At 52.8% G+C, this 23,767-nt stretch carries 21 protein-coding genes; 6 read left to right on the forward strand and 15 right to left on the reverse strand.

Annotation, left to right across the window (positions count from 1 at the left end; all coding sequences use genetic code 11):
• Window positions 1-90: 90 nt before the first annotated feature.
• Entirely contained in the window at window positions 91-1,125 is a 1,035-nt protein-coding gene (locus RBB62_RS11285; protein WP_309398948.1) for a polyprenyl synthetase family protein, read from the forward strand.
• 273 nt (window positions 1,126-1,398) lie between these two features.
• Here RBB62_RS11285 and RBB62_RS11290 read toward each other — a convergent pair whose 3' ends face one another.
• The 5 genes from RBB62_RS11290 to RBB62_RS11310 all read right to left on the reverse strand — a co-directional run bounded on the left by RBB62_RS11290 (window position 1,399) and on the right by RBB62_RS11310 (window position 8,797).
• Window positions 1,399-3,006: an autotransporter outer membrane beta-barrel domain-containing protein gene (locus RBB62_RS11290; protein WP_309398949.1), complete on the reverse strand. Its 1,608-nt coding sequence runs from the start codon at window positions 3,004-3,006 to the stop codon at window positions 1,399-1,401.
• 410 nt (window positions 3,007-3,416) lie between these two features.
• Window positions 3,417-4,145, reverse strand: coding sequence for a PEP-CTERM sorting domain-containing protein (locus RBB62_RS11295; protein ID WP_309398951.1), 729 nt, complete (start codon window positions 4,143-4,145; stop codon window positions 3,417-3,419).
• Between the two features lie 157 nt (window positions 4,146-4,302).
• Window positions 4,303-5,121: a PEP-CTERM sorting domain-containing protein gene (locus RBB62_RS11300; protein WP_309398952.1), complete on the reverse strand. Its 819-nt coding sequence runs from the start codon at window positions 5,119-5,121 to the stop codon at window positions 4,303-4,305.
• 169 nt (window positions 5,122-5,290) lie between these two features.
• On the reverse strand, window positions 5,291-7,027 hold the full coding sequence (locus tag RBB62_RS11305; RefSeq protein WP_309398953.1) for a sodium:solute symporter family transporter: 1,737 nt from the start codon (window positions 7,025-7,027) through the stop codon (window positions 5,291-5,293).
• 45 nt (window positions 7,028-7,072) lie between these two features.
• Window positions 7,073-8,797, reverse strand: a complete 1,725-nt coding sequence (locus RBB62_RS11310; protein WP_309398955.1) for an alpha-galactosidase — start codon at window positions 8,795-8,797, stop codon at window positions 7,073-7,075.
• 222 nt (window positions 8,798-9,019) lie between these two features.
• Between RBB62_RS11310 and RBB62_RS11315 the strand changes: the two genes are divergently transcribed.
• On the forward strand, window positions 9,020-10,141 hold the full coding sequence (locus tag RBB62_RS11315; protein WP_309398956.1) for a substrate-binding domain-containing protein: 1,122 nt from the start codon (window positions 9,020-9,022) through the stop codon (window positions 10,139-10,141).
• A 308-nt stretch (window positions 10,142-10,449) separates the two neighbouring features.
• On the opposite strand, the gene RBB62_RS20295 is transcribed toward RBB62_RS11315, so the two are convergent.
• Entirely contained in the window at window positions 10,450-10,884 is a 435-nt protein-coding gene (locus RBB62_RS20295) for a transposase (RefSeq protein ID WP_425499892.1), read from the reverse strand.
• A gap of 303 nt (window positions 10,885-11,187) precedes the next feature.
• Between RBB62_RS20295 and RBB62_RS11325 the strand changes: the two genes are divergently transcribed.
• Together RBB62_RS11325 and RBB62_RS11330 are read left to right on the forward strand one after the other, a co-directional pair.
• On the forward strand, window positions 11,188-12,180 hold the full coding sequence (locus tag RBB62_RS11325; protein ID WP_309398957.1) for a glycosyltransferase family 2 protein: 993 nt from the start codon (window positions 11,188-11,190) through the stop codon (window positions 12,178-12,180).
• 150 nt (window positions 12,181-12,330) lie between these two features.
• Window positions 12,331-13,500: a DegT/DnrJ/EryC1/StrS family aminotransferase gene (locus RBB62_RS11330; RefSeq protein WP_309398959.1), complete on the forward strand. Its 1,170-nt coding sequence runs from the start codon at window positions 12,331-12,333 to the stop codon at window positions 13,498-13,500.
• Here the strand turns inward: RBB62_RS11330 and RBB62_RS11335 are convergent.
• Window positions 13,497-14,600 carry a glycosyltransferase gene (locus RBB62_RS11335; RefSeq protein WP_309398960.1) on the reverse strand — a complete coding sequence of 368 codons (1,104 nt, stop codon included), beginning with the start codon at window positions 14,598-14,600 and terminating at the stop codon, window positions 13,497-13,499. The two genes, RBB62_RS11330 and RBB62_RS11335, sit on opposite strands and share 4 nt — an antisense overlap.
• Before the next feature lie 199 nt (window positions 14,601-14,799).
• Between RBB62_RS11335 and RBB62_RS11340 the strand changes: the two genes are divergently transcribed.
• Both RBB62_RS11340 and RBB62_RS11345 read left to right on the forward strand, forming a co-directional pair.
• The gene (locus RBB62_RS11340; RefSeq protein WP_309398961.1) at window positions 14,800-15,630 is read left to right on the forward strand and encodes a 6-hydroxymethylpterin diphosphokinase MptE-like protein; all 831 of its coding nucleotides are present in this window, start codon (window positions 14,800-14,802) and stop codon (window positions 15,628-15,630) included.
• Window positions 15,627-16,667 carry a glycosyltransferase family 2 protein gene (locus RBB62_RS11345; protein ID WP_309398962.1) on the forward strand — a complete coding sequence of 347 codons (1,041 nt, stop codon included), beginning with the start codon at window positions 15,627-15,629 and terminating at the stop codon, window positions 16,665-16,667. The genes RBB62_RS11340 and RBB62_RS11345 overlap by 4 nt, the downstream gene beginning before the upstream one ends.
• A gap of 15 nt (window positions 16,668-16,682) precedes the next feature.
• On the opposite strand, the gene RBB62_RS11350 is transcribed toward RBB62_RS11345, so the two are convergent.
• From RBB62_RS11350 to RBB62_RS11385, 8 genes are all read right to left on the reverse strand, one after another.
• A complete protein-coding gene (locus tag RBB62_RS11350) occupies window positions 16,683-17,669 on the reverse strand; it encodes a Gfo/Idh/MocA family protein (protein ID WP_309398963.1) in 987 nt (328 codons plus the stop codon).
• A gap of 8 nt (window positions 17,670-17,677) precedes the next feature.
• Window positions 17,678-18,484, reverse strand: coding sequence for an NAD(P)-dependent oxidoreductase (locus RBB62_RS11355; RefSeq protein ID WP_309398964.1), 807 nt, complete (start codon window positions 18,482-18,484; stop codon window positions 17,678-17,680).
• A gap of 19 nt (window positions 18,485-18,503) precedes the next feature.
• Window positions 18,504-19,115 (reverse strand): SIS domain-containing protein, encoded by a 612-nt coding sequence (locus RBB62_RS11360; RefSeq protein WP_309398965.1) that lies wholly within the window; start codon window positions 19,113-19,115, stop codon window positions 18,504-18,506.
• A gap of 51 nt (window positions 19,116-19,166) precedes the next feature.
• Window positions 19,167-19,832, reverse strand: a complete 666-nt coding sequence (locus RBB62_RS11365; protein WP_309398966.1) for an acylneuraminate cytidylyltransferase family protein — start codon at window positions 19,830-19,832, stop codon at window positions 19,167-19,169.
• A gap of 19 nt (window positions 19,833-19,851) precedes the next feature.
• Window positions 19,852-20,667, reverse strand: a complete 816-nt coding sequence (locus RBB62_RS11370; protein WP_309398967.1) for a motility associated factor glycosyltransferase family protein — start codon at window positions 20,665-20,667, stop codon at window positions 19,852-19,854.
• Window positions 20,664-21,353, reverse strand: coding sequence for a cytidylyltransferase domain-containing protein (locus RBB62_RS11375; protein ID WP_309398968.1), 690 nt, complete (start codon window positions 21,351-21,353; stop codon window positions 20,664-20,666). The genes RBB62_RS11370 and RBB62_RS11375 overlap by 4 nt, the downstream gene beginning before the upstream one ends.
• A gap of 86 nt (window positions 21,354-21,439) precedes the next feature.
• Complete coding sequence (locus RBB62_RS11380) at window positions 21,440-22,267, reverse strand: glycosyltransferase family protein (RefSeq protein WP_309398969.1); 828 nt, start codon at window positions 22,265-22,267, stop codon at window positions 21,440-21,442.
• On the reverse strand, window positions 22,267-23,709 hold the full coding sequence (locus RBB62_RS11385; protein WP_309398970.1) for a hypothetical protein: 1,443 nt from the start codon (window positions 23,707-23,709) through the stop codon (window positions 22,267-22,269). Before RBB62_RS11385 ends, RBB62_RS11380 begins: the two co-directional genes overlap by 1 nt.
• Between the last annotated feature and the right edge of the window lie 58 nt (window positions 23,710-23,767).

Raw genomic sequence — 23,767 nt, forward strand, 5'->3', positions numbered from 1 at the left:
AACACTTGGCCTCACAAAGCGAATTCGAGGCCTGCCGATCCGCTTGAAATACTGCTGACTCTGGAAGAAGATCTTCATGCGTGTATCACTATGGAGCTCAAAGAGTTGGAGGATCGAATTACTCAACATCACTCATTAAAGCCAGCCTGGCAGAGTCTAAAATCGTTTCTCCGCCGCCCGGGTAAGCGCCTCCGACCCTTGCTCTTTTTACTCAGTTACAGCCTCTTTGACGGACGTGAGACACCGCCACCGCGCGCCGCCTTCCGCATCGCTGGCGCCTTGGAGCTTTTTCACGGTTTCGCACTGATTCACGATGATTTAATTGACCGTTCGGAGTCGCGGCGTGGCAAGCCGACATTGCACCGTGCCCTTGAGAACGACCTGTCTGCTGGCGAACGCAATGCGCAAAGTCTAGCTCTTGTGCTTGGTGATATCCTCTTTGGTTTCGCCATGGAATGCTTCATTGATCCCGAGTTGCCACCTGCACATTCGCAGGCTGCTATGCGGTATTTCTTGCGCATTGCTCAGGAAACCGGCATGGGGCAGGCTGCCGAGATTGCGATGTTGGATATGCCACTCAGCGAGATTGGCGAATCCGAGATTGAGCAGACTTACCACCTTAAGACCACACGCTACACGATCGAGTGCCCGTTAACGCTTGGAGCGTTGCTAGCTGGTGCAGATGAAGAAACACGTCGAGCCTTGGCGGAGTTTGCCAAACCTCTCGGTCTTGCATTTCAGATCGAAAACGATCTCCATGAAGTCGCGCTACTGCCCGATACCGCGCCCGACCTTGCTTACGACTTTCATTGCGGTGTGAAGACCCTTTTGCTGAAGCGTCTCTACGAAACACTCTCGGCGGCTGATCAAAGCTTACTCATCCAAGCGCTGAGAAACTCGCAAAATCCAGAAGGCTGTGCTGAGCTTGCCCGTTTGGTTAGCAAGTCAGGGATCGTCAAAATCCTTTGCAATGAAGTCCGCCAACATTTCATGGCCTCGCGACGCGCCCTGTGTAACTCCTCCCTTCGACCTCATCAAATTGCGTTCCTGGAATCGGTGGTCGAGTTCATCCAAAGCAACCGCCAGCATTCGGAATCCACCACCAAAAGCAAAGGCGTCGCCTAGAGCATTTTTTATTATACTTGATCAGCCAGCCCGCAGTGGTTTTTCGCGTCCAGCATGGCGGCTTGAGCAAGTGCTGGATCCTTTAACTTCATGTTGTCTCTAAAGCCTACGGTTTAATCCATAGATTTACGCATTGCAAAAATAGCCTGGCCAAACGGGGATTATCCGGCTGCTGCTTCGACGGGCTCCTGGGTTCGCGCTTGTTCTGCTTCGTAGCAAAGTGCTGCCAATGAGCGGTAGCATAGCTCGATAGGCAATGCGACTTTGCGGCAACTAGGCTCCCAATACTACTGGAGCTGGCTTTCTGCCGCTGCTTTTTCGCCGACGCCAAATACTGACACCGACAAAAACAGCCAGAATTCCTCCGAAAGCGTAGGTGCCGGGCTCGGGAATGGGGACTACTGGAACTACTTCGCCAGAAGTTAGCATGCGCGCATCATAAATTCCCGCAGGCAAGCCGGTTGGGTTGTAAAACTTGATTTGGCCAATTTGAGTCTCAGTAAGACCAGAGGTGCCAAAGCTCAACTGATCATCACCGCCACCGTTGTTTGCTCCGTTCCAGTTAGTGATGGTAATGGTAGCGCCGCTATCCCAGGTCGCGCCAGTGCTGTCGTCAAATGTCAGTTGCCCATTGGCCCCGGTAAAATCGATACTTGAGTCTGAGCTAAGCGTTAAAGTGTCAATTCTCTCACTAGTTTCTCCGATGGCAATTGTGCCACCGTTGAGGGTGACATCAGATGAATTTTGAATTTGGTTGGCTTCGCTGATGAGTAACGTGCCTCCATTAATGATGACGTTGCCCCGTATTTGATTGTTGCCAGCGGTGTTTGCAAGCTCCAGCACGCCAGCATCGACTGTTAAATCTCCACTGATACGTGAATTGCTCCGGCTGCCACCCAAGACCAATGTTCCGTCGCCAAACTTGACTAAGCCCTCACTGCCCTGATCAGTAATCCTTGTTTCAATGGTAGCTGTCACTCCACTGGCTACATTGACGAAGGGTTCGCCACCATCGGTAGCCTCGAAATGGATTCTTCCTCCGCCGCCATGTGCGATGGTGGGCGTGCCATCTTCGAATACGATGCCATTGACATCCGTGCGGCCATTCTTGGTTACGGTGTAGCTGCCCGTGGCGTCATCGCCTGCGGAAAAGACGGCAACCTCGTTAGCGGCGAAAGATGAAAGTGGACCGGTGCCATCGGCCGAATCCGACCAGTTACTGTTACTGTTGTTCCAGGTGCCATTAGGGCTCGGGCCGCCTAATCCCGCCGTAGCTCCGTTGGTATCCCAGTAAACGAAATTAACTGGCGTGAGTAAATTTACCTCGCCAGTCAGGCTGGAAAGGGTGCTGCTGAAGGCCGTTGAGTAGGAGATGGTGTAAGTTTGGCCACGCTCTATGGTTACTGTTTCCGATCTGCTGGTAAATGAAGAAACCGTAGCAGTATAGTCATCACTGAAGGTGTTGCCCGTTCCTGAGGAGTCGATGGGAGTTGTGCCGGTGTTAATGTTCACCTTGTAATCTGCCCCGCCGCTGGGGCGGTTCACATCAGACCAGGAAAAATCATAGTCAAAGCTGTATTCGGCGGTGAAGGTAATGTAGAGTTGCGAATTTCCATCGACAGAGTTGATTTCTGAGATGTTGCTGCCTAAATTTGTGCCAAGTTGCCCATTTTGGAACGATGGAGTCCACACTTCAATGACATTTTGTCCAGTATTATGCCATCCAACATTGGTTCCATTAGTCTCGTTGAGTTCGTAGCGCGGAGTAACCGCAGTGACCGCAGTATCTTGCCGTTGCGCAGCCCAGTCTGTGCCCGATGGATTGATTTGTGTGACCTCAAACTCAGGGTTATTGATCAGGTTGAGTTCTTCTGCGTTCACCGCTAAAGCGCCTGCAAAGATACTTGCCAATAGACACCCTCCCCAATAAGGCCGTTGGACTACCGTAAGTCGATCTGCGCTTTTAAAATTCATACAGCTTAACCGGTATTTTGATACTCGGATAGCTACTATCGTCATTTGGAGCACATACTTAACCGATAGATTCTAACATAACTCAATTTTTGTGCTAATTAGAGCATAGGGCCATTTCGCTTCAACATGGAGGCCTTTTTACTTCCCGCAAACACAGAAAATCCCCTCGTAGCGAAAGGGGAAACTTAGCAATCAGTCTGCGTGCACGGCAGACTCAATAAAACCTATTGGCTTATGGCTGACATCCAGCCGGAAACAAAAAATGGCGGGTCTACTGATAGACCCACCATTGGAAAATAAGCTCTGTCGTGGGCAGATTAACGACGACGACGCCACATTACGAAACCAGTCGCCATCGCGCCAACGAACAATGCTATGGAGCTAGACTCGGGGATCACGGTCATTTCAATGGCACCGAGGTAGGCAAACTGCTGTGACGTAGTATTGTTTGGCCCTGCTGTAACGGTGAGCGTGATGATGCCACCCGCCGTCGGGCTAAGACCACTGGCTATGACAGTACTGGAGATATTGTTGGCAACATCCAAGTAAACCGTTGAGCTGTTAAGGCCATCGAACGCGTATTCTGTCTCACGGTTGTCGCTGCCACCGATGCGCGAAGCATACACCGTGAAGTCATAGGTTTTCGATGGATCGAGTCCCGTGAACTCTAAAATGCCGAAGCCATTGTCGAGGGTCCCCCCGCTTGGATCCCAAGTGTCATTGGCGGTGTAGAAACTATCCTCGGTCGCGGTGCCCGGAAAGACTGCGCCAGAGTCATCACCCGCTGAATTTCGACCATGAAATCCATCTGTGATACTGAGAGTGATGCCGGTTCCTGCACCAGTGGTGTCCGCGAGATCTGCGACGAGCTCATATGGGAAACTGATGCTGTCCAAGCCAGGATTAACCGGGTTGTTCCAGGTTTCCGGTTGACCAGTCGTTTTCGGGGTGTCGTCACCGTTGAAATCGATCAGGATCGTTTGCGCGTTGAGGAGTGCTGGCGCGAGGACCAGCACGGAGAGTGATATTTTCAGGGAATTGATCATGCTTTTTGGGTATAGTTAGGATTCTGACTGAACAGGAAAGTGACGATTAAGGAATTGAGATTGATTGTTGAGTGACCTCCGTGTGTTACTGTCACGACCTAGGATAAATGAGCCCACGAACACCCCGAGACCTGGGCCTAATGAGGCGTGAATGTCATCATTTTACCGGATCACGACCGGAGAGACGACGACGACGGATAATGACCACAGTCAACGTGCAAATGCCGAATAGCGCCGCATACGTCGACGGTTCGGGAACCGCGTTAATCAAATCACTGTATTCCGTGGCCACCACGATGTTATCAAGAGCCCCCGTCATCCGCTTCCCATTGGAGATAATTCGAATCGAGTCGATTGAAGTTATTGGCGCGCTGTTCGTGAGCAACGGTGTGTCAAGTATCGCGGGCAAACCGTCGGTAAAAACCCAGGCACTGATGTTGTCATCGCCGCCAGGATTGAAATCAATTTCCAGCACGAAGGTCACCTCGGTGCCCTCTGTGTAGGACCCTCCCGAATCGGAACCCGTGGTGCTGTCCGCACCCCCGTAGAGTAGGAAAAATTCATTGGTCGCATTCGACGTGCGAAATTGGAGGCTGAACTCCTCGGTTGAGTTATTGTTGCTAAAGCCGGAAAGCGCCAATACCTGCGTCTCGAATAAATCCACGGTTCTTTCTTTGACGCCGGTCCACGCGAAATAAAGGGTGCCCGTCGACTGGGACTCTGCCAACGTGCGAAAATTCACAAATGCGTCCTGGTCTCCAGTGTATGCAGCGCCATCGACAACCTCAAAGCTGGTTCCGTTCGTGGTCCAACCACCACTCCAGCCGGAGCCGCCTGTGCCAACCGAGACAAGGCTGTTGCTATCGGGGTAGTCGAAGTGTTCGGTTGCGATGAGGGTCGCGTTCGAGCTAAGCGGCAAGAGGCTCAGTGCGCCGGCAACTAGCCAGCAAGATGTCTTTTCTATACAATGCTTCATGGTCTTTGGGGCGGGGGTGTTTAAGGGACGCAAACTTCGTAGTAAGCCAACGAATAAAAGTATGGTCATTAGCAGTAGTTTATCATTTTTCCCTATCAGCGACAATGGCGATAATCACCGTAACTATGTCGATAACGCCCAAACAGCTCACCTCAACTCCATCGCGCGATTACCAAAAGATGATGTAGAGGGCGATGGTTGTCAGGACCACTCCGTAGCCGCAGATCTTCGCTGATCGCGATCCTTCGAGCTGGATCTCCTTATTCTCCGGGAGCGTAACCGGCGCGGGCATTGGCATAAACTTCGTCAGGATGATCCCCGCTAGAATAACGATGAAAAAGCAGAGCGCCATGCGGTCGAGAAACGCCATTTGATCGGAGTACCACCAACCGTTCTTGATGAGGAGCGGACCGCCGATCCACTTGAAAAAACCGTAGGCAAAAATATTCAGTCCGATTCCAATCGCGCCAAAGCAGCGTGGCGTTTTGGGGGAGAAAAATCCGAAGATAAACACCGCCAGAATGCCGGGCGAGATAAAGCCCTGAAACTCCTGAATGTAGGCAAAGATACTGGTAAACTTATCCAACTGCGGCGCCACCAATGCCGCTAAGAGGACGAATAAAAGCACAAAGCCACGGCCAACGCGCACAAGCTTCACGGGGTCTTTTTCGCCGGTAAATTTGGAATACAAATCGATCGTCGCAATGGTCGAAGCCGAGTTCAACATCGACGCCAGAGAGCTGATGACTGCGCCAGTCAACGCGGCCAAAACGAACCACGAAATCAGCGGCATTGGCTTAATCAAATTTCGCACCAGTACGGGGAACGCGCGGTCGTAATCATATTCTCCAGTCGTCGTGTTGAGCAAATCGCTGCTGAATAAATTGTAGGCCAGGATACCCGGGATCACCACCAGGAAGGGCACCAGCAATTTGAGAAACGCGGCGAAAACGATGCCCTTTTGCCCTTCGGCTAAAGACTTCGAACCCAGCGTTCGCTGCACAATGTATTGGTTCAAGCCCCAGTAGAAAAAGTTCGGAATCCACAGGCCGATCAGCAACGCGGTCCAAGGGAGATCTGAGTCCGTTTTCGGGCGCACCATGTGCACTTTACCGCCGCTGCCGTTCTCGCCATCGACGGCCACTGCTTCGCCTTCGACGCCGTCGTTAAGGAGCAAGAATCGCTGCCAGGCATTTGCTTGCTCCAGGTCTTCAACGGTCGCGGCGGAATTGGCAACTTTGGTCAGGATGAGTTCCTCGGCAGGTTTTTTCGCCAGAACTGAGAACGCCAGAACCATAACGATGAGCCCACCAATAATCAGCGCCGCGCCCCATATGAGGTCCGTCCACGCGCAGGCCTTCAAGCCACCCACGAAAACATAGAGCGCCGCAAAGATCGCAATGAGCCAGCACACTGCGGTCAGGTTGTTGAGGACGGGCACGGTGTTATAATACTCCGATACGAACTTGCCGCCCGAGAAGATAACTGACGACGTCGTGACGAAGACCAAGGTGACGATTGCCGGAATCGCCATAGCTAATCGGGCGACTCCGTCGAAACGGTATTCGAGAAATTCCGGGATGGTGTAGAGGCCAGCTTTTAAAAATTTCGGCAGAAACCAGAAGGCCACAATAACGAGTGTAATGGCCGCCATCCATTCATACGAAGCGATGGCCATGCCCAGCCAGTTGGCGGCGGATCCAGTCATCCCGACAAATTGCTCCGTCGAAATATTTGCTGCGATCAGGGAAAAGCCGACCAGCCACCAAGTCAGCCCGCGCCCGGCGAGAAAGTAGTCCGACGCGCCTTTCTTTTCCGGACTCTCATGGCCGCTGCTTTTCCAGATGCCAAGGGTGATGACACCTACAACGGAGATGATAAATAGCGCAACTTCGAGTATATTCATTAGGAGTATTGGCAGGGGGCTAATTAATGGAGAGGCCTCTGCGGCCTATAGGCCTAGAGTGTTCGATGACAGTTCCAGTTCGCTCTTATCGATGACAAACTGTGCAAAGACGTAGCCAAGCCTTTCAGGAATCTGAACCGAGAGAAGGTCGTGCTCTGACTCCACGTCTCCAGTTGGGGTGAGCAGCTCCCAATTCGCATTTTCGAGGCCCAGCCCGATTGGGATCTCGACGTAGGCGTGATCTTTGCGGTTCAGCTCTCGGAAGACTAAAACATAGCCACGGTCTTTCTCCGGAGAAATGGAAAGGAAACCCGTATAAACCACGCCGTCGGGCTCATTGCCGATGGGAAGTATTGTCCCGCGAAACAGTTCTTCGCGGTGATGCTTCCAAGTTTGAATCAGCGGCGCTACTTCCGCTACGTATTCGTCTGACAAGTTTGAGCATTCGAACCAGCCTAGCGGGTTGGCGAACATGACTGTTGCGAACAGCGTATCCGCTTGGTAATTTGCTGGAGCGAGCGGGTCGTTGCCGTACTTGCCGGTGTTGCGCTCGTTGTTGAGGAATTCCATGCGCAGGCGCTTCGGGTCGACCCAACGGGAAAGTTGCCACAGGTTTCTGAGCGTTTGGTGAGGCCAGTAATTTCTCCAGTCCGTGTAGCGGTTTTCGACAAACAATGGGCCGACGTTCACGGCGCCGAAATAGCCAGGGCGTTGACCCGCTGTGATATCCAGATCGAAAACGATCTCGCCTTGGCTCTCGCTAAGCACCCGTTCGAAGAATGCATCCAGGTTCTGACGCGCTTGCTCGCAAGTTGCGTTGATGCTATCTACCTTGAAGTGCGTGATGCCGTATTGACGATAGAGCTCCAGAATCTTATCCGCATCTTTTTGCCAATTCGCCAAGTGGTTCCATGAGTCCGGAGCATACCAAAGGCCCAGCTTCACGCCCTTGGCTTTAGCCCGCTCGACTACCGCTGTTAATCCATTGGGGAAACGTTCGGGGTTGACGTCCCAGAAGTTCGGATCGGCGAGCCAGAATCCCTCCCAGACACCACCTTTCGCTTTGGCGTCTTTTGAGTTCGCGCTGGCCCCCTTTTGCCAGCCATCGTCGAGTTGAACTACCTCGATGCCCAGCTGTTCGGCGGTGTCGATTTCGGCGAGGATGAAGTCTTCGTGCATGCGGCTATCGCGTGAGCGGTCGCCCCAGGTGTTACTCAGGAAGCGCGGGAGCTGATGCCCTTCAGTGAACGGCCGGCGAGTTGCCTGCCAGTCATGCAGCACTTTAGTCCGCGCCAACACGCCACCATTGTAGCTTAAGACGGTCCAGGTGTTCTCGGAGTTTTTTTCATGCATGGTGACCGTGGTCGCGCCGCTACGCTTGGTCGTCACAATAAAATCGCCGCCTTCAGGAACCGTTCTGGCGTTTGGGAGCGGCGCGCGTTTGATGAAGATAAGCCCAGTTTGGTTGACGAAATCTTCGATCAAAAACAAGTTGCCAATTAGCGCGAGTTTGCCTTCGTTCGGGTGAAGTAACCACTCATTTTCCTGCACCAGTTCGTCATTGTGATCGGTGACGTCATTCAGGATGACTTGGGTCAGTTTCAGGTGCGAGGAAGTGAGCTCAAGCTGGTTGGCGGATACCTCTGGATTACTGGATTGCACGGCGTCAATTGCGGTTTCTTCACTTTCAATGCCGGGTAGGCTATTATCATCGGCCAGTAAGGCTTGGCTTCCCAGGTTAAAGGAGGATACTCCGATGGAGAGAGTCATTAAGAGGTGTTTGAATGGTTGGAAAAGATGCTTAACGGGCATTGGGAGGAATCAGCAAATTGCGGCGTGCGCCACCTGCACTTCGGTAAGAGCGATTTCGACGAGGGGGTGGTGGTATCATATGCTTTTTGCTGCTGCTCAACAATAGTGATAAGAGTCCAAATTGTGTTGATTACGCTCAAAATGGGTTGATGGATTCACCAAAATCAGAAACATTCCAGCATGGTCACTTCAGTGGTGCATGTTGGAATAACCATCGACGCTTCCAGCGGAGAGGGGCGAGAAATGCTCCGTGGCGCTTCGGATTATGCTCGCCAGCGTGCGAATTGGGAAATCGTGCTTCCTTGCTTTGAGTCTGCACTCGGACCTGTGAATGTGCCATATTGGTGCGACGGCCTTCTGATCCGTCCACTCAAGCCGGAGGATCGTAAGGCCTGCTTGAAATTTAAAGGGCCGATGTTCGGGCTGGTCGCGGCAGGCTTGATTGATCATGGAGTCAGTTGCTTAACTAGTAATGGTTCGCAAATGACGCTTCAGGCTTTTGATCATCTTCGAGGGTTGGGGCTCAAACGCATTGGCTATGTTGGATACGGCGGTGTTGGCTATTCCGCCATTCGAGAGCAAAAATTTTTAATAGCCGCCGAAGAAGCGAAACTGGAGGTGGATATCTACAATGTCGCCGCGCCGCTTGATCGCCGAAAACTAATCAAGTGGTTGGAGGGCTGGACTGCGCCATTCGGCATCTTTGCGGCTACTGACCTACTCGCCCGAGAGATCATTAACTGCGCCCACGAAGCGGGAATTCGCATTCCTGGCGAAATGTGTGTCGTCGGTGCCGGTAACGATGAAGCCATTTGCACAATGTCGAGTCCCACGCTGACGTCTGTCGATCCGGGCGCGTATCAAATTGGCTTTGAAGGCGCCCGACGCCTCGATCTGTTGATGCAGGGAAAAAAGACGAATCAATTTGAAATGATCTCGCCGCTTGGCGTTGTGGAACGCGAATCGAGTGATATTCGTTTACAGGACCCATTAATCGCTCAAGTCCTGAGTGTGATTCGCAGCGATGCCCCGCGTGGCCTCAGCGTGGCTGATATCTTGGATCAATTTCCTATTTCGCAAAGTTCGCTAAATCGTCGTTTCCGCGAGGCGACCGGACGCAGCCCGTATGAGGAAATTCAACGTGTGCGCGTGGAACGCGCGAAGTATCTGCTGCGACATTCGGATCTGAGCAATGAATCCATCGGTGAAGAAAGTGGTTTCCCCACAACCAAGGCATTCTATTTGGCCTTTCGCGCGGCTACGAAACTCACGCCTCGTTCTTATCGCTTTCAAACCGGCTAGTGGCCTCAGAATGTAGATATCATCATCGCTGTTGCCAGGGTCGAACCCTAAACGCAACGCCACCAAGCGCTGCGTTCGCCATCCAGTTGCCTCTGTCTTCAACAGAGCCCGAATACGCTCACGATCAATATCGTTGCCTAACCCGGATATTGCATGAGAGCGATTGATCGGTCGGGATTTATTCGGATTTTATATTACGATTAGTTTCCGGGGGCTGTTTTGAGCAAAATCGGTCTTTTTTTGATGAATGGGAACACAGTTTCCCCCACCCCCATCGTTTCGTCGAGCCGGGGCAGCTCCATTTTGGTTTAGGTTGACACGAGCCTGTTGACAGCTTGGGCAAAGAGCTCTTTGAGTGGATGGGCCTCGCTGAGGTGGATTCGGATTCGTCGCGTGTTGCGGGTGATGACTGCTCCGATCTTGATCAGCCTGGATCGGATGGTGTTGGCTTGAGCTCTTGCCAGTTCTGTATCCTTCAAGGCCAAACGGCGCAGGCCTTCCATCAGGGTGTAGGCCAGGCCCGAGAGCAAGAGGCGATAGCCAAACGGACCGGCCTCGTAACAGGCATACACCTGCTCGGCCTCAGACTGCTGCTTGCTCACGAAGCGAAGAAAAGACTCACGAGTGCGAAACTTTTGCGAAGTCTGAGGCGTGCTGCCATCAACTTGACGAACCACCACGTAGCTGTCAGCGTGTACATCGATGCCGAGCTTAACGGCCAGGTATTGTTTTTGATCTATCATCGGTTGCCGGGTTGAGCAAGTGCTCAACCCGGCAACTTCATGTTATCTCTAGATCGGAAAGCGCGCCCATTAGGTGCGCCCTGGCTGCACATTGTCGTAATCGTCGTTGCTATCGGGAACCGACCTGATCGCGCTAGCGACTGCTTTCGATTACGATCCCAAGTGGAATTGCGCCTCCCCCCTCACTCCCACCTTTCATTGCCCAATCGTAAACATTTGCTTTAATCTCCCTCCGACTGGTGCCCCTTGCGTAAAGGGTTGCTAGGCTGGGTATTAACTACTAAAACTCCGCGCATTAAAATCATGGCGTCCACGTCCACTACTCAATTTCCCATTGCCGAGACCGGCACAGCCGCCGCGCCCGATATCTCCGTGGTCGCACCGGCTTACAACGAGGCTGAATCCGTCCGCAAGCTGTGGGACAAGATTGCAGCCGTGCTCGGCGACTCCCACTGGTCGTATGAGGTCATCTTTGTCGACGACGGCAGCAGCGACGACACCTGGGAGCAACTTCGCGCCCTCCAGGCCGAGTTCCCCGTGGGCGTACGCGCCTACCGCCTGCGTCGTAACTTTGGCAAGGCAGCGGCGCTGTCCATCGGTTTTGGCGCAGCCAAAGGCCAGTTTATCGTCACCATGGATGCCGACCTACAGGACGAGCCCGCCGAGATCCCCAACCTCATGGCCAAGCTCGACGAGGGCTTTGACCTGGTATCCGGCTGGAAACGCGAGCGCAACGACCCGCTGGAAAAGCGCATCCCCTCCCGCCTCTTCAATGCCGTAACGCGGAAAATATCCGGCCTCGAGCTGCATGACTTCAACTGTGGCCTCAAGGCCTACCGTGCCGAGGTCGTCCGCGAGCTCCCGCTCTACGGCGAGCTCCACCGCTACATTCCGATTCTGGCCTATGCCGACGGCTACCGCGTCACCGAGATCCCAGTGAAGCACCACGCGCGCGAGTTTGGCGTCTCCAAGTACGGGCTCGGGCGCTACTTCAAAGGCTTCCTCGACCTGCTGACCGTGGCCGCAATCACTCGCTTCGTCCAGCGCCCGGGGCACCTGTTTGGCGGCGCTGGCCTCGGAATGGGCGCAATCGGCTTCCTCATTCTAGCCTACCTGTCATTCATTAAGCTATTCTTTGACGAAGGCATTGGCCAACGCCCCCTCCTGCTCTTCGGCGTCTTGCTGATGATCCTCGGCGTGCAGTTGATTTCGGTTGGACTCGTGGGCGAACTATTCATCCGCAAGCTGGGCGGCCACCGTGAATCTTACCCCATCCGTGAAACACTGGGCTCGTAACCCCCCGCCGCCGGCCGGTTGGGCATTTATTCGCTCGCACATTTCAACTGATACACTCGTGATTATTGCAGGCTTGTTGATCCGCCGCTTGGTCGCCATGCTTCCAACTGAGCGCCGATAAGTCTGCGCAATACCCTCACCTAACTTTCCATGTCCACAGTCAAAGTTCCACTTCTCGACGTAAACATCCAGAACCACCCGCTGGCTTCCGAGCTGCGCACGGCATTCGACCGCGTGCTCGACCACGGGCGCTTTATCCTGGGCGACGAAGTCACCGATTTCGAAAAAGCCGCTGCCGCCGAGCTCGGCGTGAAGCACGCCGTGGGCGTCAGCTCCGGCACCGATGCGCTGCTTCTCGCGCTGATGGCGCTGGACATTGGCCCTGGCGACGAAGTGATCTGCCCGAGCTTTTCCTTTTTTGCGACCGCCGGTGCGATTGCCCGCACCGGTGCCACACCCGTCTTTGCCGACGTCTCCCCGGTCACGTTCAACCTCGACCCGGAGGCGACCGCGAACCTCATCACTACGAAGACCAAGGCGATCATCCCCGTCCACCTCTACGGCCAAGCAGCGCCGATGGACGAGTTGATGACCATTGCACACGACCACAAGCTCAAGGTCATCGAAGATGCCGCGCAATCCTTTGGCGCGGCCTACCGCAGCACCGCTCTGGGCGCAATTGGCGACTTTGGTTGCTTCAGCTTTTTCCCGAGCAAAAACCTCGGTGGCTTCGGCGACAGTGGCCTGCTGACCACCAACGACGACGCACTCGCCACCAAAGCCGTTTATCTGCGCAACCACGGGATGAACCCGAAGTATTACCACGCAATGATCGGCGGCAACTTCCGCATCGACGCCCTTCAGGCCGCGATGCTTTCCGTGAAGCTCCCCCACCACCGCCAATACAGCTATGGCCGCGCCGAGAACGCCGCCTATTATTTGAAAAACCTGGCGGACGTTGCCCAGCCCGCCAGCCCAGAAGGTGATGAGGACGCGAAGCTCATCCTGCCCACCGCGCTCACGCACAATACGCACATCTGGAATCAGTTTACGCTGCGCCTCCCCGCCCCCAACGATGCGGAGACCCTCCCCCGCGACGCACTCAAGAGCTGGCTCAATGGCAACGACATCGGCGCCGAAATTTACTACCCGGTTCCCTTCAATCAGCAGGAGTGCTTTGCACACCTGCCGAAGGCAGAATGCCCGGTCTCCGACCAGCTTGCGCGCGAGGTGCTGAGCATCCCCGTTTACCCGGAAATGACCACCGAACAGCTCGACCACGTCATCGAGGCGATCAAAGACTTTGTGGCGCAAAGTTAATTGGCCCGCCCCTCATGTATCGCCCCACAGAACGCGTGGAGCTCAGCCGCCATTGAGCTCCAGGTTAACGCCTCGGGAAATGGTTGGACCGTCGGCTCTGCCAACTGCCTGACCAATGCCTGGCCCATGCTCTCAGGGCTTGCCGGCTCGCAAAGGCTTTGTGGCGCCCCCTCGAAAAACGTCGCATAGTTGCCCACATTCGTAACCACAACCGGTCGGCCAACTGCTAGGTATTCCGCAATCTTACAGGGACCAGCATAGCGGTTGTGCGGGTGGTCCCAATACGGAATGACCAAAACGTCGCACGCCGCCATAGCCACCACGACTTCATCCATCGTCAAAAACCCAACGTAGTTCACCCCTGGCCCATCAAGCGGTGTCTTCAAGCTGACCTTCCCCGCGAGGACCAGCTCGGCCTCAGGAATTTTCTCTACGACCATGCGATGTGCCGCCAATAAATCGTCAACGCCAGTCCGATCCATGATCGAGCCGAAGTAGCCAATACGCTTGGGCCCCACACTCCAGCCCAACTGCTCACAAGCCGCCTCTCGCGATGGCGCATGCCTAAAGCGATCTTCAACACCGGTCGTAAGCGTTATCCGCCTAGGTTGCGCTGGCCCAATCCACTCAGAAAGCGGATCGCTCATTGCCACCACTCCATCAGCCTCTTTCAACAACCAACGGAATAAACCCACCTTACCAAACGCCCACGCAGGCAGATGCGCTGGGTAATAATCCGTCGCGTCAAACACCCAGGGCACCTGCGCGCGATCCGCGACCCACTTACCAATCAACCCGAGAAACAAGTGCCCACCCGCAATGATCAAGTCCGCCTCCTCGCTGGCTCGCTGCGCCAGTTCTTTAAGGCACCGCGGTCCGCTGCTTATGGTTATCGGAATGGACTCCAAGCGCGCTCCCTCATGCTCGAGCACCTCCTGAATACCACGCCGGTTATCCAAGGCCCAAACCGTCACCGAGCACCCTTGCTTCGCCAGCTCAACAGGCAGGTGAAAATAGCGCCCATAACGTTCGTCGAACAAATCCTTGTTCGTAAAGAAACGCTTGCACAGAAAGGTGATCCGTAACGGGCGGGCGGTCATGAAGGCCATGATTGTTGGCGCCCCAACCCCTATGCCAACGTTAAAGTGATTCCTCACCCCCAACTAGCCCCCCGCCTGCACATGCATTTTTGTATCGTCGCACCTGAGGGTAAATTGCTACTGTCGCGCCTCCACGATAACAGGATCTTCACCGGTGGAAATTGAACCAAGACCTGGCAAAGAAACTATCTGCACAACGATGAGCCTAACGAAGCGCATTAAACGCATCCGCACCAAACTCGCGCATGGCGTGCATCAAGTAGCCGGTCTCGCAAACATTGCTTTGAGCGAGAATGACCGGCGCATCCAGTCCTTCAAAGACAAACATCAGGGCCAGGCAGCCTTCGTGTTGGGCAATGGTCCCAGCTTGACTCCTACCGATCTAGACCTGCTCAAGCCTTACCCGACCTTTGCCAGCAATAAGATCTACCTGGCCTACGAGCAAACCGATTGGCGACCGACTTACTACAGCGTGCTCGATGTGCTCGTGGCGGAAAACAATCGCCAGGAAGTTGCCGCCGTCGACTCAGTCAAGATACACAGCAGTGACATCATCCCATACCTCGGCCACGCCATCACACCGGACATTACCTGGCTGCATAACCGCTACTACAATCAAAGTCACCAGCATGGAGAATTCAAGTTTGCGACCAACCCGATGGCCGGCATCCATGCAGGCTGGACAGTGATCTACCTACAGTTGCAACTGGCCTACTACATGGGCTTTCAAGAAGTTTATATGCTGGGCTTGGACTTCAGCTTTATGAACTCGCCCAGCACTGGCCAAATGAGCGCACATGGCGAAATCCTCAAAAGCGAAGGCGAGGTCAACCACTTCCATAAGGACTACCGCAAGCCGGGCGAAACCTGGACCGTGCCACGACTGGACCTCCAGATAAAAGCATTTGAAGCCGCCCGCAAAACGTATGAAACCAATGGACGAAAGCTGGTCAATGCGTCACGCAAGACCAAGCTTGAATGCCTGGAGCGAGCCGACCTGGACGAGGTGCTCGCCACACTCGCGCAATGAAGCTATCAGTCGTCATCAACAACTACAACTACGGTCGCTACCTCAAGCAGTGTATTCAATCGGTGCTCGACCAAACCCAGCCGTTTGACGAAGTGATTGTTGTAGATGATGGCTCCACCGATGACTCCCGTGAACTCATTGCGGAATTCAAAGATCGTATCACTCCAATCCTCCAGCCCAACGGCGGACAAGCCGCTGCCCTCAACGCTGGCTACAATGCCAGCAGTGGCGACTTGGTTCTTTTCCTGGATGCCGATGACTTCCTCGAGCTAACGGCCTGCGCCCACATTTTGAGTGCGTGGCGCGACAATTTCGCAAAACTGCAATATCGACTAAAAGTGGTCGACAACGACTCAGTGCACATTGGCGAGCTGCCTATGCCGTCCCTTCCCCTACCCACCGGCAATGCGTTGGGAACACTCATCACCGATGGGCGCTACGGCAGCATGCCAACCTCGGCCAATGTTTACCGGCGCACTGCGCTGGAACACATCATGCCAATACCCGCCGAAGAATTTCGGATCAGCGCAGATCTGTTTATCAACATCAAGATCGTGCGCCATGGTGAGTTGGGCGCCATCGAAGACACGCTGGGCGCCTATCGAGTGCACGGGAAGAATCAGTTTAAAACCGGTAGCCTGATCACGCTCGACACCCAACAACTCACCAACCGCGTGCGCTCGCATTTTCAGCGCAGCCAACTCGTCGCAGAAGAAGCCAAGCGCTCAGGACGCGATACGCCGCCGTCCATCTATTTTTCTATCCCTGGCTGGATCGACCGTATCATCGCCTTTCGACTGAACCTGCAAACACCAGCCGGAGAAACCGCAACTCGTACTGAATTGAAGCATGATTTCCACACGTCTCTGGAGCACAAACAACGAACTTCATCGCTCCTCAAGGCCTGCGCCGAGATCACCGGAAGCCTACTGCTGTATTGTCCGGTCTGGTTCATCAAGCTGCTGGGGTGGCTGGAGTCAGTGACGCCCCAAGCGATAAAACGCATTCCCTATCGACTGCTGGGCGTCGCCTTTTAGCCTCAAAACGCGTGCTTAGCTCCGATTTAAAATACGGTCCATCGCCTGCATGACTCGCAGGGCATCCATAGAACTACCAAGCTCAATTGGCTTGTCTTTGACGATCGATTCACAGAAGTGCTTCACTTCACTGAGCCAGGAAGAATCGGTATGGTAGATGATGTGCTCTTCCTGCATAAAGTCCCCCGTTGCCGCCTCAGGGTTGTTGCGCTTAATGGCTAAGTCTTCATCGCCATAAACACCGGACGACGTCTTCAATCCGTTGAGCACCAACGCGCCCTTCTCCAGAAAGACCTCCAACGAAAAAAGATAGCGCCACTGAGTCATGGTTGAATGCAGCGATGCGCAAACGCCCGTCTCGTTGTTGCGCATAATGGCAAAAACGTTGTCTTCCAAACCATCCATATTCCAAAACAAATTGGAGACGAGCGAGTAAACTTCGTCGTATTCACCACCCAGGTGTAGGAACAAGTCGAGCATGTGAATGCCTTGGTCGAGCATTATGCCGCCACCGGCCAACTCAGGATTCGCGCGCCACCCCTTGAAGTAACTCGCGTCAACTTCCTTGCCATAGCGGCCACGGAGCCAGAGCACCCGGCCCATCTCCTGCGTTTCCACAATGTGCTTCATCTTCTGAATGCTGCCGTGGTGCCGGTGGTTAAAACCATACATCAACTTGCGCCCCGTAGCAGCTTCCACTTCACGCACAGCCTCGACTTCCGATGCGGTAAAAGCTGGTGGCTTCTCGGAGAAGACATGTTTGCCCGCTTGCATGCTCGCCTTGCACAACTCCGGAATCAAGTGGTTCGGTGTACAGACAAAGACCGCGTCGATGCCTGGCGAGTTGATGATCGCTTCCGCACTTTCGAGTTGTGGGCATGCCGCGTCCGTTTGCGGCTCGGCATCATAGATAGCCACGACTTCAGCGAGTCCACTTTGCTCGATGGCTTTCGCCCGGATTCTACCCATTTTGCCGAAGCCGATAATGCCGCATCTAATCATAGGAAAGGTTACTGGATTTTCGTCAGGAAGGTTTCAAAGTCGCTCGCCAAACCACGCAGAAAAGTCTCATTCGCGCTGGCCACATGTGGGCTCATAAAAAATGGATCCGGATGAAGCGCCTTCAGCTTGCCCGCATACGGCTCTTGCCAAAACACGTCAAACGCCGCGCGAAGTCGCCCCGCCGTCAACTCCTCAAACAAAGCATCCTCGTCCACGATTGGACCACGCGCAGTGTTCACCAGCGCTGCGCCATCGTGCATCGCAGCTAAGAATTTAGCGCCCACAAAGCCACGCGTTTCAGCGGTAGAAGGGATGTGCAAGGTCACGACGTCTGCCTGCGGCAACAGCTGCCACAATTTCTCCGGCGGATCTGTGGCCGCATCATACGTAACCACCCGACAAAGCCGTTCCAACTTTCGCGCAACATGCCCGCCAATATTTCCTGCGCCGACAACCAACACTGGTCGGTCACCCAAGAAGTCCCGCGGAGCTTTCTTCCAGCCATACAAATCACCCACGTTTGCATAAAGCATGCGCAACGTGAGATGCACCGCGTAGTTGGCTGTCTCTTCAAAAATATAGCCCCGCGTCTGCTCGGACGGCAATCCCACGGCAATGCCACGCTCGGCCAAAGCGGCCATCGGCATATTGTCCATCCCGACACCACACTTGAAAACACCTTTCACTTGAGGCATCGCATCCAAGTCAAACGGGCGGCTACCGACCACTGCAATCTCAGCTTCGGCTGCTTCTACCGTCGCTTTAGTCAGCGAAGTGTACGGATCGAGCGTCGCGGTATTTTTCCAAATCTTCATCGTCATTCAGGGAGTGCGCTCAGCAGCGTCGCATATTCTGGTAGTCATTAATCGCCCACTCGCACACACCAATAAACATATCCAGCCAGGCATGCAGGAGTATTTGATGCGCACACTCAACAACGCCATAAGACTTAGCCGGCGTGTAGAGATTGATATCACCCAATTTGCGTGCTTGATTGTCTGGCCGTAGTCCAGAAATGGTGACTACGCCCATGCCTTTATTACGCGCAGTTTCAATAGTCCGAATGATGTTCGGCGAGTTGCCCGAAGAACTAATGGCAATGAGCAAATCCCCGCTCTTGGCATACCAGCTCAGCGGCGCAGAAAACGCTTCCTCATAGCCAAGGTCATTACCCATCGCGGTGATGAGCGCCGAGTTCGCAAAAGCGTGGGACGGCACCCCGCCATTCTTCGTCCAGTCCAAGGCCATGTGATTCGCAAACGCCGCGCTCGCGCCATTGCCCACCAAATATTGCTTACGCCCGCTGTCTTGAATGGACCGGCTGATACGGCAAAGTTCCTGAAACGCTATGTTCGCCTCAATCACCTGACCGCCACGATCCGTTGCCTCAAGGGAAGCAACCGTCTGGTGGACCGCGTCATTAAACGCTTTGTAGAAATTATCCATGGGTAATCGTCGCAGAAAACGGAACTCGAACACAATCGCAATACGGCGTGCTCAGCACTCGTTGCCCAGCGAAAGCAGCGCCTCGGCAAACTGTAGATCAGACTCGGTTTTTATCACATGGGAGGCAAGTTTATTGAGCGTGTAATGCCCGACAGATCCGCTGTAGGTCGCGCACTTACCAGCCCTGAAAGCTTCCAAATAGGCCTCGCGACGCCAGCTTGTAATGCTCCAACTTACCCGCAAGACAGGCTGTAAATCCTGCGAGTTCGTCTTCTCATGGTAAGTAAAGTTTACTGGCTCATTATCGTAAATACACTCGATCTGAATATCCTCCGTGGAGAGCACGCAGTCGTGGCTTGAGCCAGCGGCAAACTCCACAAACCCCCGAATATCGCCTACGGTCACAAAGGGCGCAATACTGTGAACCTGAAAGACACGTTCGCAAGGATGCTTCTCCAGAAACTCCGCGATGTATTGCTCACTAGTCGCAGTGTTGCTACCGAGCTCAGAAGGTCGCTGGTGAAAGAACACGCCCTCTTCTTCGGCAATGAGCTGAAAATCTGTATGCTCGGAATTGACCCAGATTTCGTCGAAGCAACCTGCCTCTCTGCACTTGCGAATTGCGCGCACGATCAGCGGCAATCCGCCGAGCTCACGCAGGTTCTTGCGCGCAAGGCGTTGACTACCCATACGGGCGGGAATGACGGCGATATTCATAACTTGAATCGTTTAGCGCTTAAAACAAGGTGTTGTAATCAACTTTTTGAAACGTGTCCAACTTCGTGCCCGGAGATGCGTTTAAGATCCGGCGACCACTTTCACGAAAAGCTTCCTCCGATAGCTGATATGCGCGCTCCATCCCATGCATGTCGATGTGCACCTGCTCCCCTTTCCGATAATAGTCCTTGCGAAAATGCATCGATAAACTGCCACTGTCCACATATTTGCCACGCTTACCGGTTTTGTTAAGATCGAGTCCGTAATCATGATCCAGGCCCAGGATCACCACCTCATCAAAGCCGAGGTAATACAGAATCTGCAAACAGACAAAAATCACCGTTCCACCAAGAAAGATGTAGCGGTCCGGCAGATAGGAAAATTGCCAGGGCTTCTCAACATCCAGTAGCCGATATTCACGATCAGCCACGGTGTTCAACCAGACCGTGGGAGAGTCAGACTCCAAATATTCACGAAGAAAATACGGGATGAACCTCTGACAAGTTAATCCACGCAGGGCCTCCGGATGGCTCTTCCAAAAAAAATTCGAAACCGTCACAAAATAGTCGAGTTTCAAACCTTCGATCAATGCCACGCCATTCACCCCCATGACGATTTCTCCCTTTAGTTTAGAAAGATCGACCTTGTTCAGGCTAGGGCCACAACCAAGCAGAAAGCAACGCTTGCCACGCATGCTGTTATGCTGCTGCTGTAGCCAGCTCGATGGAGGATGCATCTCGCTCCGCAAGGAACAACGCACACCATCGCTAAGTTTTGAAAGGTCTGTCTCAGCTAAATAGCGTAAATTCTTAAACAGCAGTCGTAGCGACTTCATTGCGCGTTTGGTTGCGTCGCAGCTAAATGCTCTTTGGCCGCTTCAAAGTCCTCCATGGTGTCCACATCAAACGCATAGCGTTGAGCAACCTTGAACATGAGCGGATTACTGCCGATGCGACAACCTGTACGCAACGCTGCGTCTTTGGTAATCGCATAAAGCCCGGTCGTTTCCTCCAGGACGATTGCATCCTGGGAACGCGGCAAGCCATTGGGACGGTGCGGATCATAATTCATCGCTTGGCCATTAAACCAAAACCAACCTGATTTTTCCGACACCAGAAACATGGAATCGTAGCGATCTAGAGAATTCGCTAAAGTCTCAATTGACTCCCGGATAATCCGACCAGGCAAGGTAATCGCAGTGACATACACCTGAATGTAGATGTCGTAGTCATCATGCAGCGTGGCAAACTGACTCATCAGGTGATTCCCATTAGCCGCATCACTGGCAAACCATTCGCTACGCTGGTGAAATTTAAAGCGATCTTTATATCGCTCTTCAAAAAATTCATAGGTGCTGCGGTTCTCGCTGTCGATGTACATGTCCCACTCTGGATCCATGTGCTCATTGAGCTCATCCAGTAGCCAGCATGAGAACGGCTTTCCGGCGAGATCCCGAAAGTTTTTATTGGGCACTCGAGTGCTAGAACGAGCCTTGATGGGGATTTGAATAGCAATTTTCATTCATCCAGAGCGTATGAATTCCTCTTGAAGCGACAAGCATAATGACCACACGACCAAACACACATCCAGTATGTTTTACAAAAGAGTTACCTTCTGAAAAGTCGCCGCACGATACGATGCAAGAAGGAATTGCTGAAGGCGTTTGCTTCTTCACCGAAGGTAATGGAATCGTATGATAAAAAGTCTCCGCTAAGCACGTTCATAAAGGGCTCATCAAGTATTAGTTTCTCGTAAAGCTCTTTATTGTGAGTGTAATGGAACACGTAGGCATCGAGCATCAGTGGAATTGAAACATCACCAAACTTGAACGGGCTGGAAGCTTGCTTTAGATACTCCAAGTAGCGAACCGCCATTGGTGTGCTCGTAACTTGTATCACCAAGGATGATACGAACAATTCAGGGCTTTGATTAAGCACGTAAGATATAAAGTATTGGTCTTTTCCTGGCAGCGTATTGATGACATCGGCGTATTCCTGTATGTACGCTGCGCATTTCGCAACAAAGCTTGAGGGAAATGAAATCACTCCGGAATTTATATTGCGCCAAGTTTTCAGCCTCAATTCCATTCGATCAGGCGGCAGCAGATCCCGCGACAGCATATTGGGATAGGGTAGAGCAACTACTTTCTCATCATTTCTAAAAAACGACGTTAAATCTCTTAACACTACAGTGTCATTGTCCAAAAATAGCGTACGCTCATAAGGGCTCAGTTCCCAAGCATGAAATTTCGCCAAGAACTTTTTACCGTCGCCATGATACGGAATCAACTTCGCTTTCAAATCAGGTGGATCCCCTTGGTAGACTATTGCTACATCGGCATCGGGCATCCACTGCCTGGCTGATGCAAAACTCACAGACAATCTTCTGCGTTGCATTGGGCACTCATCAACAAACCATAGTAAACCGCTATTCATCAGATAAGGGGCAAAATTCCTAGCATCAACACAAGATAGATTAAAACAGGTAAATAAGAAGGAAACAATAAGGACTTCGCTGAGTAGCCATAATGCTCAACCATATAGGCTACAGGTCTAAAGTTTATGATAATCGGCCGAATACAAAATAAGCACAAGCATACTACTGTAACTGACTCTTTTTCGGCAAAAAGTAAAGTGGCGAACACCGCAAACACGCCACTGATGAACTCTTCTTTCCAATACAATATAACATTTCCCACTCCAGCGAGTCCCGCTATTAAATTCCCATAGCGATACTGTAAAATGGAAGCAGTGATAACGGCTAGGGCCTCGGATTGAAGAATCGTCACCTTCGACCCAATGAATTTGAGCAGGGGTGGAACAACAATCAATATGCATAGGAAACCAACTGCCATAATTGATAGTCCAACTGCTACGCGAATACGCGCGATTGCCAGAGCATTGTGGTGCTCACCAGAGGCCATCATAGTGGATAGCTTAGGCGTAACGCTAACGAATGGCGCTATGGAAAATCTAACAACAGTATCTACTAGGCGAAGTGTGAGGAAATAGGCTGAGATCAAGGCAGGATCCCACGATTTTGTGAGCAGTATGCCAACGGCTTGCGTACTGCCATAGACGGATCCAAAGGCTAGCAACCCTTTATATGTCGGCTCCCAGGCCCAATGAAAAACCTCTCTATCCAATGAAAATAGTCGAAAAGAAGCCACTCTGCCTCCCTCAACCCTTCGCAATATGCGCCAGTCACGAACAATCTCCAATACCAGAAATAATTGAACAACTATTACCAGCCACAATAAGCCGCTATCGCACAGCAAAGCGATTGCACCAGCCAAGCAAGAAAAAGTACCAAAGACTACCGACCATCGATTGACCAGAGGCACGTAATTCATCCCAATCAGAGCTACTCTAAATTGCTGAAAAGAAAAGATGACCAGGCTGCTTAGCTGCATCACTATAAACGCCAACCAAACCATCGAATCGCCATCGTAGTCGGCGAGCAAATTATCCAAAGCAAACCAGCCCATCCCAAGGGCTAGAAAGATGTTTACCAGCCCAACTCCCAAACTCAACGTTCCGGCCATACCATATGCTCTGGCAAAGGCTGCCCAAGCAGGACCGGATGAAGTGACCATTCTCGCAGGCACCGCTGTCTTAATTGATGATAGGTTAGTCCTGCCACCCATAGCGAAAGCCAGCATGCGCGAAAAGGTTAGTCCCAATCGCATCGTGAGTGTGGTGCCAAAGAAGTTCAGAGAAACAAACAAGAACCAAGCCGCTATTTCGACATCATCAAATTTGGTCAAAACTAGCGGAGTCAGAACCAATAGCCTCAGAGACTGCACTAAATAGTTACCCCAAGTCGTAAATGTTGGGGAATTCCATAGCCACAATAATGCCTTACGTGTATTAATCATCCGAGGGCAATTAACCAACGCTGTATCTTGCGCACTGTCACATACTACGCGAGCCTAG

Source organism: Cerasicoccus maritimus, assembly GCA_031296935.1.
Taxonomy (GTDB): Bacteria; Verrucomicrobiota; Verrucomicrobiia; order Opitutales; family Cerasicoccaceae; genus Cerasicoccus; species Cerasicoccus maritimus.

Coding starts and splice junctions, on each gene's coding strand:
- RBB62_RS11340 (WP_309398961.1), top strand. CDS start 14,800: ATGAGCCTAACGAAGCGCATTAAACGCATCCGCACCAAACTCGCGCAT.
- RBB62_RS11380 (WP_309398969.1), bottom strand. CDS start 22,267: ATGAATAGCGGTTTACTATGGTTTGTTGATGAGTGCCCAATGCAACGC.
- RBB62_RS11295 (WP_309398951.1), bottom strand. CDS start 4,145: ATGATCAATTCCCTGAAAATATCACTCTCCGTGCTGGTCCTCGCGCCA.
- RBB62_RS11315 (WP_309398956.1), top strand. CDS start 9,020: ATGGTCACTTCAGTGGTGCATGTTGGAATAACCATCGACGCTTCCAGC.
- RBB62_RS11345 (WP_309398962.1), top strand. CDS start 15,627: ATGAAGCTATCAGTCGTCATCAACAACTACAACTACGGTCGCTACCTC.
- RBB62_RS11330 (WP_309398959.1), top strand. CDS start 12,331: ATGTCCACAGTCAAAGTTCCACTTCTCGACGTAAACATCCAGAACCAC.
- RBB62_RS11350 (WP_309398963.1), bottom strand. CDS start 17,669: ATGATTAGATGCGGCATTATCGGCTTCGGCAAAATGGGTAGAATCCGG.
- RBB62_RS11365 (WP_309398966.1), bottom strand. CDS start 19,832: ATGAATATCGCCGTCATTCCCGCCCGTATGGGTAGTCAACGCCTTGCG.
- RBB62_RS20295 (WP_425499892.1), bottom strand. CDS start 10,884: ATGATAGATCAAAAACAATACCTGGCCGTTAAGCTCGGCATCGATGTA.
- RBB62_RS11325 (WP_309398957.1), top strand. CDS start 11,188: ATGGCGTCCACGTCCACTACTCAATTTCCCATTGCCGAGACCGGCACA.
- RBB62_RS11370 (WP_309398967.1), bottom strand. CDS start 20,667: ATGAAGTCGCTACGACTGCTGTTTAAGAATTTACGCTATTTAGCTGAG.
- RBB62_RS11355 (WP_309398964.1), bottom strand. CDS start 18,484: ATGAAGATTTGGAAAAATACCGCGACGCTCGATCCGTACACTTCGCTG.
- RBB62_RS11300 (WP_309398952.1), bottom strand. CDS start 5,121: ATGAAGCATTGTATAGAAAAGACATCTTGCTGGCTAGTTGCCGGCGCA.
- RBB62_RS11305 (WP_309398953.1), bottom strand. CDS start 7,027: ATGAATATACTCGAAGTTGCGCTATTTATCATCTCCGTTGTAGGTGTC.
- RBB62_RS11310 (WP_309398955.1), bottom strand. CDS start 8,797: ATGACTCTCTCCATCGGAGTATCCTCCTTTAACCTGGGAAGCCAAGCC.
- RBB62_RS11360 (WP_309398965.1), bottom strand. CDS start 19,115: ATGGATAATTTCTACAAAGCGTTTAATGACGCGGTCCACCAGACGGTT.
- RBB62_RS11335 (WP_309398960.1), bottom strand. CDS start 14,600: ATGACCGCCCGCCCGTTACGGATCACCTTTCTGTGCAAGCGTTTCTTT.
- RBB62_RS11375 (WP_309398968.1), bottom strand. CDS start 21,353: ATGAAAATTGCTATTCAAATCCCCATCAAGGCTCGTTCTAGCACTCGA.
- RBB62_RS11385 (WP_309398970.1), bottom strand. CDS start 23,709: ATGATTAATACACGTAAGGCATTATTGTGGCTATGGAATTCCCCAACA.
- RBB62_RS11285 (WP_309398948.1), top strand. CDS start 91: ATGGAGCTCAAAGAGTTGGAGGATCGAATTACTCAACATCACTCATTA.